Source organism: Jidongwangia harbinensis, from assembly GCF_020216025.1.
Lineage (GTDB): Bacteria > Actinomycetota > Actinomycetes > Mycobacteriales > Micromonosporaceae > Actinoplanes > Actinoplanes harbinensis.
In genome coordinates, this window is sequence record NZ_JAIWNC010000027.1 from 17192 (window position 1) to 29239 (window position 12048).

The window sequence follows — 12048 nt, forward strand, 5'->3', positions numbered from 1 at the left end:
ACAGGTGATCGCGGACGCCGAGCGGCGGGTGCCCGAACCCGCCAAGGACACCGGGTACGGGCGCACCCCGTTCCAGCGGGACCGGGCCCGGGTGCTGCACTCCGCCGGCTTCCGGCGCCTCGCCACCAAGACCCAGGTGCACACGGCCGGCTCCGACGACTTTCTGCGTACCCGGCTGACCCACTCGCTGGAGGTCGCCCAGATCTCCCGCGAGATGGGCGCCCGCCTCGGCTGCGATCCGGACGTGGTCGACGTGGCCGGCCTGGCGCACGACCTCGGCCACCCGCCGTTCGGCCACAACGGCGAAGCCGCCCTGGACGCCGTCGCCCAGCCCTGCGGCGGCTTCGAGGGCAACGCACAGACCCTGCGGGTGCTCACCCGGCTGGAGGCCAAGGTCCCCGGCGCCGGGCTCAACCTCACCCGCGCCTCGCTCGACGCCACCTGCAAATACCCGTGGCGGCGCCGCCAGGGACAACGCAAATTCGGGGTGTACGCGGACGACCTGCCGATCTTCGAGTGGCTGCGCCGGGGCGCCCCGGACGGCGACCGCCGCTGCCTGGAGGCCCAGGTGATGGACTGGGCCGACGACGTGGCGTACTCGGTGCACGACGTGGAGGACGGCATCCACGGCGGCTACCTCTCGTTGCGCCCGCTGCTCGACGACGCCGCCGAACAGGCCGCCCTCTGCGCCGACGTGGCCGCCGCCTACTCGGACGAGACCCCGGCCGCCCTGGCCGACTCACTCGCCGAACTGCTCACCGACCCCGCGGTGGTCGCGGTCGCCGACTACGACGGCAGCTACCCGGCGCAGATCGCCCTCAAGCGGCTGACCAGCGTGCTCACCGGCCGCTTCGTGGCCTCCGCGGTGGGCGCCACGACCAGCCGGCACGGCACCGGGCCGATGCGCCGGTACGCCGCCGACCTCATCGTTCCGCGTACCGTGCGTAATCAATGCGCGCTGCTCAAGGGCATGGCGTTGCGCTACGTGATGCGCGCCGAGGCCGCCGAGGAACGGTACGAACGCCAGCGCACGCTGCTGGCCGAGCTGGTGGAGGTGCTGTGCCGGCGCGCGCCGGAGCACCTCGATCCGCTCTTCGCGCCGCTGTGGAAGGCGGCCGGCGACGACACCGCCCGGCTCCGCGTGGTGGTCGACCAGGTGGCCTCGCTGACCGACCCGGCCGCCGTGGCGTGGCACCGGACCCTGGTGGCAGGTCGGTCCTAGGCCAAGGCAGGATGTACCGGTGGCCAGGGTCAAGGACGAGGACATCGCGCTGGTCCGCGACCGCACCTCCATCGCCGACGTGATCAGCGAGACCGTCACGCTCCGCTCCGCGGGCGGCGGCAACCTGAAGGGCCTGTGCCCGTTCCACGACGAGAAGACCCCGTCCTTCACGGTGTCGCCTGCCCGAAATGTCTACTTTTGCCATGGCTGTGGCGCGGGCGGCGACGCGATCAAGTTTTTGATGGACGCGGAGCACCTGACGTTCATCGAGTCGGTGGAACGGCTCGCCGGACGGGCCGGCCTCCAACTGCGCTACGAGGAGACCGGTGGCACCCCCGCGCCGCGCCAGCCGGTCGGCCAGAAGCAGCGCCTGATCGCCGCGCACGCCGCCGCCACCGAGTTCTACCGCGACCAGCTGACCACGTCGGGCGCCCGCAAGGCCCGGGAGTTCCTGGCCCAGCGCGGCTTCGGCCGGGACTCCGCCGAACGGTACGGCTGCGGCTTCGCCCCGGACGGCTGGGACCTGCTCACCAAGCACCTGCGGCAGAAGGGGTTCACCGCGGACGAGCTGACCTCGGCGGGGCTGGCCAAGCCGGCCCGGTCGGGTTCGCTGATCGACCGGTTCCGGCGCCGCCTGGTGTGGCCGATCCGGGACCTGGGCGGCGACGTGATCGGGTTCGGCGCGCGGAAGCTGTTCGAGGACGACGACGGGCCGAAGTACCTCAACACGCCGGAGTCGCCGCTCTACAAGAAGTCCCACGTGCTGTACGGCATCGACCACGCCAAGCGGGAGATCGCCAAGCAGGGGCAGGCGGTGATCGTCGAGGGGTACACCGACGTGATGGCCTGTCACGAGGCGGGCGTGCCGACCGCGGTGGCCACGTGCGGCACCGCGTTCGGCGCGGACCACATCGGGGTGCTGCGGCGGCTGCTGATGGACTCGGACAGCTTCGCCGGGGAGATCATTTTCACGTTCGACGGGGACGCGGCCGGGCAGAAGGCGGCGCTGCGGGCGTTCGAGGAGGATCAGCGCTTCGTCGGGCGTACCTTCATCGCGGTCAGCCCGGACAACATGGACCCGTGCGAGCTGCGCCTGGCCAAGGGCGACCTGGCCGTGCGTGACCTGGTGGCGCGCCGGGAGCCGCTGGTGGACTTCGCGCTGCGCCAGGTGCTGTCCCGCTTCGACCTGGACACGGTCGAGGGGCGGGTGGAGGCGATGCGCCGCGCGGCGCCGCTGGTGGCCAAGATCAAAGACCGGGAGAAGCGTCCGGAGTACGCCCGCAAGCTCGCCGGCGACCTCGGCATGGACATCGAGCCGGTGCAGCGGGCGGTGGCCGCGGCCGGCGGCGGCACCGACTCCCGGCCGGCGCAGCGGGTGCCGGCGCAGCCCGCGGACAGCCCGCAGCGCCTGGTCGAGCGGGAGGCGCTGAAGCTGGCGCTGCAGCTGCCGGTGCTGGCCGGGCCGATGTTCGACGCGCTCGGCCCGGAGACGTACGGTCATCCGGTCTTCCAGGAGGTCCGGGCGGCGATCGCCGCGGCCGGAGGCACCACCGCGGCCACCGGCGGGGCGGTGTGGATCGAGGCGGTCCGCGACGCGTGCACCGACCTGGGCGCGAAGGCGCTGGTCGGGGAGCTGGCGGTGGACCCGCTGCACGTCGACGGCGAGGCCGATCTGCGGTACGTGCAGGTGACGCTGGCCCGTCTGCAGGTGGGCGCGGTCACCACCCGGATCCGGGACCTGAAGTCGAAGGTGCAGCGGGTGAATCCGGTGGCGCACAAGGACGAGTACCTGGCCCTGGCGGGCGAACTCTTCTCCCTGGAACAGCACGCGCGAGCGTTGCGGGATCAAGCGGCAGGTGGACTGTGAAGATCTTCAGGCGGCGACCGAAGCTGCCCGCGGCCCTGCGCCCGGCGCTGGAGGCGGACGAGCGCGTCGTGGCCTGGGCGGCCGTCGACGACACCCGGGTGGTGGTGGCGACCACCCGGGGGCTGTGGCTGCCGGAGCGGGACCGGCTCGGCTGGCACGAGATCCACAAGGCGGCCTGGTCCGGGCGGGAGCTGCGGATCACCCCGGCCGAGGTGGCGAACCAGCGCGACGGGTACGCCGTGCTGGTGGACGCGCCGGTGCTGACGTACCTGCTGCTGGAGCCGGGCGAGCTGCCGGACCAGGTGCGGTCCCGGGTGACCCGCTCGGTGGCGTACACCGCCCACCACGCGCTGCCGGCCGGCGGGGTGCGGGTGGTCGGGCGGCGGGTCAGCGGTCGGGACGGCCTGAGCTGGGCGGTCCGCTACGACGCCGGTACGCCGGTCGAGGAGGCGCCGATCGTGCAGGTCACCGACGAGCTGGTGGCCGCGGCCCGGACCGTGACGGCGCCGCCGGACTGAGCTTGTCGTACCCCGGCTCTAGGGTCGTGGCGTGACTCTCATCCACGCTCGGGGGCTGGTCAAGCGGTTCGGCGACTTCACCGCGGTCGACGGCATCGACGTCGACGTGGAGCGCGGCGAGGCGTTCGGCTTCCTCGGCCCGAACGGGGCCGGCAAGAGTTCGACCATGCGGATGATCGGGTGCGTGTCCCCGCCGACCGATGGCGTGCTGCGCATCCTCGACCTGGACCCGCGCACCGACGGCCCGCGGATCCGGGCCCGGCTGGGCGTCTGCCCGCAGCTGGACAACCTCGACATCGAGTTGACCGTCCGGGAAAACCTCACCACCTACGCGCGCTTCTTCGGCATCCCGCGCCGGGTGGCCCGGTCGCGGGCCGACGAGCTGCTGGAGTTCGTGCAGCTGACCGAGCGGGCCGACAGCAAGGTGGAGCCGCTGTCCGGCGGCATGAAGCGGCGGCTCACCATCGCCCGCGCGATGGTCAACGAGCCCGACATCGTGCTGCTGGACGAGCCCACCACGGGCCTGGATCCGCAGGCCCGGCACCTGGTGTGGGAACGGCTGTTCCGGCTCAAGCAGCAGGGCGTCACGCTCGTGCTGACCACCCACTACATGGACGAGGCGGAGCAGTTGTGCGACCGCCTGGTGGTGATGGACGGCGGCCGGATCGTGGCCGAGGGGTCGCCGCGGGCGCTGATCGAGCGCTATTCCACCCGCGAGGTGGTGGAGCTGCGGTTCCACGGCGAGTCGCAGGACGTCTTCGCGGACAAGCTGGCCGGCCTGGGGGAGCGCGTCGAGGTGCTGCCGGACCGCATCCTGCTCTATGTCTCCGACGGCGACGCCGCGGTGGCCGAGGTGCACCGGCGCTCGCTGGAACCGGCCAGCGTGCTGGTCCGGCGCAGCAGCCTGGAAGACGTGTTCCTGCACCTCACCGGCCGGACGCTGGTGGACTGATGCGCTCGGTCCTGGAATACCACCTGGTCGGTTACCGCCGCACGTGGCGGTCCAGCGCGCTGTCCTCGTTCGTGCTGCCGCTGCTCACCATGCTGGGCTTCGGCCTCGGCGTCGGGGCCTACGTGGACGGCGGCGTCCAGGGCGTGCCCTACCTGGACTGGATGGTGCCGGGCCTGATCGCCTCCACCGCCATGCAGGTGGCGATCGGCGACTCGAGCTGGCCGGTGTTCGGCAACTTCGAGTGGATGAAGGTGTATTTCGCGCAGGCGGCCGCGCCGTTGCGGGTGGTCGACATCCTCGACGGCCACCTGGCGTTCGTGGTCTTCCGGACGGTGGTCAGCACCGGGGCCTTCCTGGGCGTCGCGGCGGCGTTCGGCACGCTGCACTCCGGGTGGGCGGTCACCACGCTGGGGATCGCGGCGCTGCTCGGGCTGGCCGTGGCGACGCCCACGTTCGGCTACGCGGCGAGCGTGCACAGCGACAGCTACCTGGCCATCCTGTTCCGGCTCGGGATGGTGCCGATGTCACTGTTCTCCGGGGTGTTCTTCCCGGTGGAGGCGCTGCCCGGGGTGCTGCGCTGGGTGGCCTACGCGCTGCCGCTGTGGCACGGCGTGGACCTCAGCCGGGCCGCCACGCTGGGCACTGCGCCGGCCTGGCCGGTGACCGGGCACGTGCTCTATCTGGCGGCGTGGGCGGCGGCCGGCTGGTGGCTGGCGTACCGGCAGTTCCGCCGTCGGCTCGTGGTCTGAGGGGGCGTCGTGATCACTCTGGTCCTGCCGCGTCTGGTGTCGTTCGAGGGCGCCGGCCGGCGTTCGGGGGCGATGGTGGAGCGCAACGCCGCCACGCTGCGTTCGGCGTACTGGCTGGTCATGCTGGCCGGGTTCATCGAGCCGGTGCTCTACCTGTTCTCCATCGGCATCGGGGTGGGCGCGCTGGTCGGCGACCTGACGCTGCCGGACGGCCGGGTGGTGGAGTACGCCACGTTCGTGGCGCCGGCCATGCTGGCCGCGTCCGCCATGTCCGGCGCGCTGTCGGAGACCACGTTCAACTTCTTCGGGAAGATGAAGTTCATGCGGCTGTACGACGGGATCCTGGCGACCCCGGTGCGGCCGATCGAGATCGCGCTGGGCGAGCTGGCCTGGGCGATGATCCGGGGCAACCTCTACGCGGCGGCGTTCCTCGTGGTGATGGTCGTGATGGACCTGACCACGGCGGGCGCCGCGGTGCTGGCCTTCTTCGCGGCCGCGCTGGTCGGGTTCGCGTTCGGCGGGATCGGCATGGCGGTGAGCACGTTCATGCGCAGCTGGCAGGACTTCGACCTGTTGTCGTCGGCCCAGTTCGCGCTGTTTCTGTTCTCCGGGACGTTCGTGCCGGCGCAGGACTACCCGCCGGTGCTGCGCTGGGTGGTCGAGGTGACCCCGCTGTACCGCTCGGTGGACCTGATCCGGAGCATCACGCTGGGCGGCGCCGGCTGGGTGCAGGTGCTCGACGTGCTCTATCTGCTGGCGGTGTTCGCGGTCGGTCTGACCGTGGCGGGCCGCCGGATGGAGCGGCAGCTGTGCAAGTGAGCGCGGCGTGCCGTTTCCTGCGTCTGGGCTGGAAGAAGGCTGTGCCATCGGGTTAGACCGGTTCGGTGAGGGGCATCACTACTGCTGGTCACACTTCGCATGCGCTGCCCCCGTGGGCGCCCGTGCGGACGGGACCTGACCCAGGTGCACCACCCGGAGGGATTTCCCGCGATGAAGCTTGGCAAGGCACACGACGACAAGGTCGACGAGGCGCGCGACGTCACCACCACCAAGACCGGTGAGGACCAGTCGAAGAATCTCGACGCGCCAAGCCCCGACGCCGGCCCGGACAGCCCCGCGTCCCTCAAGGGCAAGGGGGTCTTCGCCGCGCTGAAGCGGACGTTCAAGCAGTTCTCCGAGGACAACGTCTCGGACTGGGCGGCCGCCCTGACGTACTACGGGGTGCTGTCCATCTTCCCCGGTGTGCTGGTGCTGGTGTCGATCCTCGGCATGCTGAGCAACGACGGTCAGCAGACGGTGCAGAGCACGGTCAACGAGGTAGCGCCCAACGAGCAGATCCAGAGCCTCGTCAACACCGTCCTCAGCCAGGTCAAGGACACCGGCGCCGCGGGCCTCGCGGCGATCATCGGTATCGTCGCCGCGTTCTGGTCCGCCTCCGGCTACATCGCCGCGTTCATGCGCGCCTCCAACGCCATCTACGACGTGCCCGAGGGCCGCCCGATCTGGAAGACGCTGCCGATCCGGCTCGGCGTCACCGCGATCATCGGCGTCATGCTGATCCTGTCCGCCGTCATCGTGGTCTTCACCGGCGACCTGGCCCAGGTGGTCGGCGACGCGATCGGCCTCGGCTCGGCGGCCGTCACGGCGTGGAACATCGCCAAGTGGCCGGTGCTGGTGATCCTGGTCAGCCTGATGTTCGCGATCCTGTACTGGGCGTCGCCGAACGCCAAGACCGGCGGCTTCCGCTGGGTCAGCCCCGGCGGCATCTTCGCGGTCGTGCTGTGGCTGCTGGCCTCCGGCGCGTTCGCGCTGTACCTGGCCAACTTCGCCGACTACAACAAGACGTACGGCACCCTGGGCGGCGTCATCGCGTTCCTGGTGTGGCTCTGGATCTCCAACATCGCCATCATGCTCGGCGCCGAACTGGACGCGGAACTCGAACGCGGCCGGGCCATCGCCGCGGGCCACCCGGCCGACGAGGAGCCGTTCCTGCAGCTGCGCGACGACCGCAAGCTCAAGAAGGGCAGCGAACAGGGCCTCGGCGGCGCCTAGCCCCGGTCCCGCCCAGTCCCGTCCCGGCGCTGGTGTACCACTGGAGCGCTCCAGTGGTACACCAGCGCCGTTTCGTCCCGGCTCGCGCTCGTCACCAGCACGCGAGCCGACCGCCAATGATCTAGCGCACGAAAGCTTCCGGCCCTCGGCCTTCCCGCGGGCCTTAGTGGAACGCCAGGGTGGTAATCGGGCGCTCATAACGACCCTGGTGTTCCACTCGCGGAGTTCTTGGCGAGCCGGCGGGTACCTCCCGCCCGTTCCCCGCCACGCCGGGCGCCGCTTGCCGGTCCTTTCGGGGGAGGCGGGAGGGCCCAAAACCGGACAGACGAGACTTCCCGCAACGGCGCGAGGTGGGGCGAGGTCGGTCGTGCGGGAGGTGGAGCGGGATCGGTCGGTCGGACACTTTTGGCGGGGGAGACGAAAGTTGGTATAGATCTCGTGGAAGGTATGGACGGCGCGACCGGAAGGGGCCTAGTGTGACCGGCGTGACACCGCGCCGTTTCCGCGGTGTGAACGGCTCCGGAGGTGTCCGTGCACGACGTCGATGCGCCCCATTTACGGGTGCTCCGCCTGCTCCGCGATGAGGGCCCGGTGTCCCGCGCGGAGCTTGGTGACCGCCTGGAGCTGACCCGTCCGCGGCTGCTCGCCGAAGTGGAAAGACTAGTCGCGGCGGGCCTGATCGCGGAGGCCGGCATGGCCGCTTCGCGCGGCGGGCGTCGGTCCACACTGGTCGAGTTGCACCCCCGGCTCCGCTTCGCGGCGGTCGATCTGGGCGCCAGCTCCATCGACATCGAGGTCACCAACGGCCGGCTCGAACCCGTGGCGGCGTACCGGGAGACGGCCGACATCCGGTCCGGCCCGAAGGCGATACTGCACCGGGTCAACGAACTGCTCGACAAGGCGCGCACCGACGGCGCGTTCGAGCGGCTCGACGCGGTGGGCATCGGTGTGCCGGGGCCGGTGAGCTACCGGGACGGCGTGCCCGTATCGCCGCCGATCATGCCCGGTTGGGACCGCTATCCGGTGCGTGAACTGCTCGCCCGGGAACACGGATGTCCGGCCGTGGTGGACAACGACGTCAACATCATGGCGATCGGGGAACGGCACGGCGGGGTCGCGCACTCGGTGGACGACTTCCTCTTCATCAAGATCGGCACCGGTATCGGCTGCGGCATCCACCTTGCCGGGGACGTGTACCGCGGGGTGGACGGGTGCGCCGGCGACATCGGGCACATCCAGGTCGACGCGCACGGTCCGGTCTGTTCCTGCGGCAACACCGGGTGCCTCGAGGCGCTGTTCAGCGGTGCCGCCCTGGCGCGCGACGCGATCGCCGCCGCACGCAACGGTGAGTCACCGGCCCTGGCCGAGCGGCTCGCCGCGAACGGTGGGATCGGCGCCCGCGACGTGGCCGAGGGGGCCGCCGAGGGCGACGTGACCTGCATCCGCCTGATCCGCGACGGCGGCCGCCGAATCGGCGGCGTGCTCGCCACGCTGGTCAGCTTCGCCAATCCGTCGATGATCGTTATCGGGGGTGGGTTGGCGCAGCTCGGGCACGTGCTGCTGGCCGAGATCCGCAGCATCGTGTACCGCCGGTCGCTGCCCCTGGCCACCGGCAATCTGCCCGTCGTGCTGTCCGAGTTGGGCGGTCGCGCCGGCGTCTCCGGCGCCGCCGTGCTGGCCAGCGACACCGCGTTCGAGCAGGCGTCATGACCGCCCCGGCGACCGGACGCGGGGCGAGGACGCGCCTTGGCGAGCCGCCGAGCCCGGTGCGGTGCCCGGCCGGTCCGGCAGGGCGACAAGCAGCAGGGCCGGCAGCGGCGTCGGCGGTGCGAAACGAAGTGAGGCCGGCAGCGGCGCCGGTTGCACGGAACGCGGCATGGCCGGCAGCGGCGCCGGTTGCACGGAACGCGGCATGGCCGGCAGCGGCGCCGGTTGCACGGAACGCGGCATGGCCGACAGTGGCGCCGGCCGCGTGGCACCCGGCAAGGTCGGCAGGGCCGGCAATGACGACAGTAGAGCGGACACCGAAGGGAGTCGGGCGCCATGACGACCACCGTGCCCCAGCCGCGTAGCGACACGGACTCACCGCCCCCCGGCGAGGTCGTGCTGCAGCTCACCGACGTGGTGAAGACGTTCCCCGGCGTGCGCGCCCTGGACGGCGTGCAGCTCGAGGTCCGTGCCGGCGAGGTGCACTGCCTGCTCGGCCAGAACGGCGCCGGCAAGTCCACTCTGATCAAGGTGCTGGCCGGCGTGCACCACGCCGACGAGGGCACCATCGTGTGGCAGGGACAGCCGTTCGCACCGGCCAACCCGCAGGCCGCCATGAAGGCCGGCATCGCCACCATCTACCAGGAGCTCGACCTGGTCGACGACCTCTCGGTGGCGGAGAACGCGTTCCTCGGCCACGAGGATCGGCGCGCCGGGTTCGTCCGCCGCGGTCAGATGGCCCGCCGTACCCGGGAGATCCTGGCCCGTCTCGGCCACGAGCACATCCCGCCGCGTCGCATGGTGCGCTCGCTGCCCGCGGCCGGCAAGCAGATCGTCAGCATGGCCCGCGCGTTGTCGCACGACGCCAAGCTGATCGTCATGGACGAGCCCAGTGCCGTGCTCGCCCACGACGAGGTCGGCAACCTGTTCCGGATCATCCGGGACCTCACGTCGCACGGCATCGCGGTCATCTACATCTCGCACCGGCTCGAGGAGATCCGGGAGATCGGCGACCGGGTGACCGTGCTGAAGGACGGCCGGACCACCGCCGCGAACCTGCCGGCCCGGACCACGCCGACGCGCGAACTGGTCAACCGGATGACCGGGCGCAGCATCGAGTACGTGTTCCCGCCGAGGGTCGAGCCGCGGGACACCGAGACACTGCTGCAGGTGGAGAACCTCACCCGGGAGGGCGAGTTCGCCGACGCCACGCTCTCGGTGCGGGCCGGTGAGATCGTCGGCATCGCGGGGCTGGTCGGTTCCGGTCGCTCCGAGCTGCTGGAGACGATCTTCGGCGCCCGCCGGGCGGACCACGGCACGGTACGCATGAACGGCAAGCGGATCACGTCCGTCGGCGCGGCGGTGCGGGCCGGCATCGGCATGGCCCCGGAGGAGCGCAAGAGTCAGGCGCTGCTGCTGGACGAGCCGATCTTCAAGAACATGACGTTGTCGTCGTTCGCCCGGTTCGCGAAGGGTGGCTTCACCGCGGCCGGCGACGAGCGCGCCGCCGCCGAGAAGATCGCCGCCTCGCTGGAACTGCGCCCGCGGGACGTGACCCGGCCGGTCCGCACGCTGTCCGGCGGCAACCAGCAGAAGGTGGTGGTGGGCCGCTGGCTGGTCGGCGACGGCCGGACCCGGCTGCTGCTGCTCGACGAGCCCACCCGCGGCGTGGACGTCGGCGCCCGCGCCGAGCTGTACCAGGTCATCCACGACCTGGCCGCGGACGGCGTCGGAGTGCTGCTGGTGTCCAGCGAGGTGCCGGAGGTACTCGGCCTGGCCGACCGCGTCCTGGTGATGCGCGAGGGCCATCTGATTCACGAGTCGCCGGCCGGCGACATCGACGAAGCCACGGTTCTAGATCTCGTGATGGCGGGGTCTCTGATGGAAGGGGAGCCCGCATGACCGACACCGTCGTGGCGCAGCAGACGCCATCACCGGAGGCTCCGAAGCCGGAGCGCCGGCAGAGCTGGTGGAAGAGCGACAGCGCGGAACCGGTACGCCGCAACCTGGGGCTGGTCGGCGTACTGGTGGTCCTGGTGATCATCGGCATCGTGACCCGGCCGGAGCTGTACGGGGACGCCACCTGGGTCCGCAACAACATCTTCACGATCCTGCAGCAGGCGTCCGCGATCGGCGTGGTCACGGTCGGCATGACGTTCGTGATCATCGGCGGCGGCATCGACCTGTCGGTCGGCGCGATCATCGCGGTGGCCGGCGTGTGGTCCACCACGCTCGCCACGCAGAGCTACGGCGCCGGCGGCATGATCTTCACGGCCATCGTGGTCGGTGTCGCGGTGGGACTGATCAACGGCGTGCTCATCTCGTACGGCCGGCTCGTGCCCTTCATCGCCACCTTGGCGATGATGGTGGCCGCGCGGGGTCTCGCCGCGCAGATCTCCGGCAAGCAGACGCAGGTGTCCACGAACTCCACCATCAACGGCATCGCCACCACGAAGATTCTCGGCATCCCGCTGCTGGTGATCATCCTGGGGCTGGTGGTCGCGGCCGGCTGGGTGCTGCTGAACCGCACCACGTTCGGCCGGCGCACCGTCGCGATCGGCGGCAACCCGGAGGCGGCCCGGCTGGCCGGCATCAACGTCAAGCTGCACACCGTGTTTCTGTACGCGTTGTCCGGGCTGTGCTGCGGCATCGCCGCCCTGATGCTCACCTCTCAAGCGACCAGCGCCCAGGCGGCGATGGCGAACCTGTACGAACTCGACGCGATCGCCGCGGCGATCATCGGCGGCACGCTGCTCAGCGGCGGTCGCGGCACCATCATCGGCGCGCTCTTCGGCGTGCTGGTGTTCTCCACCATCACCAACCTGTTTGCGATCAACAACCTCTCCACCGAGGTCCAGAACATGGTCAAGGGCGGAATCATCGTGGCCGCCGTTCTGGTCCAGCAGTTCCGCTACAAATCGCTCAGCAATCTCCTGGGTCGAAAGACCAGCTGACCAAACCCCCCACAAATCACAGGCGAC

Annotated in this window: 10 protein-coding genes; all 10 read left to right on the forward strand. The window is 71.0% G+C overall.

What is annotated here, in order from left to right; translation table 11 throughout:
• Positions 1–7: 7 nt before the first annotated feature.
• The 10 genes from LDL48_RS29105 to LDL48_RS29150 all read left to right on the forward strand — a co-directional run bounded on the left by LDL48_RS29105 (position 8) and on the right by LDL48_RS29150 (position 12021).
• A complete protein-coding gene (locus LDL48_RS29105; RefSeq protein ID WP_225258540.1) occupies positions 8–1222 on the forward strand; it encodes a deoxyguanosinetriphosphate triphosphohydrolase in 1215 nt (404 codons plus the stop codon).
• 19 nt (positions 1223–1241) lie between these two features.
• Entirely contained in the window at positions 1242–3089 is a 1848-nt protein-coding gene (gene dnaG, locus LDL48_RS29110; protein ID WP_225258433.1) for a DNA primase, read from the forward strand.
• Positions 3086–3607 (forward strand): hypothetical protein, encoded by a 522-nt coding sequence (locus LDL48_RS29115; RefSeq protein WP_225258434.1) that lies wholly within the window; start codon positions 3086–3088, stop codon positions 3605–3607. Before dnaG ends, LDL48_RS29115 begins: the two co-directional genes overlap by 4 nt.
• 31 nt (positions 3608–3638) lie before the next feature.
• Positions 3639–4559 (forward strand): ABC transporter ATP-binding protein, encoded by a 921-nt coding sequence (locus tag LDL48_RS29120; protein ID WP_225258435.1) that lies wholly within the window; start codon positions 3639–3641, stop codon positions 4557–4559.
• On the forward strand, positions 4559–5308 hold the full coding sequence (locus LDL48_RS29125; RefSeq protein ID WP_225258436.1) for an ABC transporter permease: 750 nt from the start codon (positions 4559–4561) through the stop codon (positions 5306–5308). Before LDL48_RS29120 ends, LDL48_RS29125 begins: the two co-directional genes overlap by 1 nt.
• A gap of 9 nt (positions 5309–5317) precedes the next feature.
• Complete coding sequence (locus LDL48_RS29130) at positions 5318–6127, forward strand: ABC transporter permease (RefSeq protein ID WP_225258437.1); 810 nt, start codon at positions 5318–5320, stop codon at positions 6125–6127.
• Positions 6128–6298: 171 nt separating this feature from the next.
• Complete coding sequence (locus LDL48_RS29135) at positions 6299–7360, forward strand: YihY/virulence factor BrkB family protein (protein WP_225258438.1); 1062 nt, start codon at positions 6299–6301, stop codon at positions 7358–7360.
• 531 nt (positions 7361–7891) lie between these two features.
• A complete protein-coding gene (locus tag LDL48_RS29140) occupies positions 7892–9070 on the forward strand; it encodes an ROK family transcriptional regulator (RefSeq protein WP_225258439.1) in 1179 nt (392 codons plus the stop codon).
• Positions 9071–9403: 333 nt separating this feature from the next.
• Positions 9404–10969 carry a sugar ABC transporter ATP-binding protein gene (locus tag LDL48_RS29145; protein WP_225258440.1) on the forward strand — a complete coding sequence of 522 codons (1566 nt, stop codon included), beginning with the start codon at positions 9404–9406 and terminating at the stop codon, positions 10967–10969.
• Positions 10966–12021 (forward strand): ABC transporter permease, encoded by a 1056-nt coding sequence (locus LDL48_RS29150; protein WP_225258441.1) that lies wholly within the window; start codon positions 10966–10968, stop codon positions 12019–12021. The genes LDL48_RS29145 and LDL48_RS29150 overlap by 4 nt, the downstream gene beginning before the upstream one ends.
• The last annotated feature ends 27 nt before the right edge of the window (positions 12022–12048 follow it).

Excerpts from the sequence above, each read along its gene's own strand:
- LDL48_RS29125 (WP_225258436.1), top strand. The coding sequence starts at position 4,559 with ATGCGCTCGGTCCTGGAATACCACCTGGTCGGTTACCGCCGCACGTGG.
- LDL48_RS29135 (WP_225258438.1), top strand. The coding sequence starts at position 6,299 with ATGAAGCTTGGCAAGGCACACGACGACAAGGTCGACGAGGCGCGCGAC.
- LDL48_RS29145 (WP_225258440.1), top strand. The coding sequence starts at position 9,404 with ATGACGACCACCGTGCCCCAGCCGCGTAGCGACACGGACTCACCGCCC.
- LDL48_RS29150 (WP_225258441.1), top strand. The coding sequence starts at position 10,966 with ATGACCGACACCGTCGTGGCGCAGCAGACGCCATCACCGGAGGCTCCG.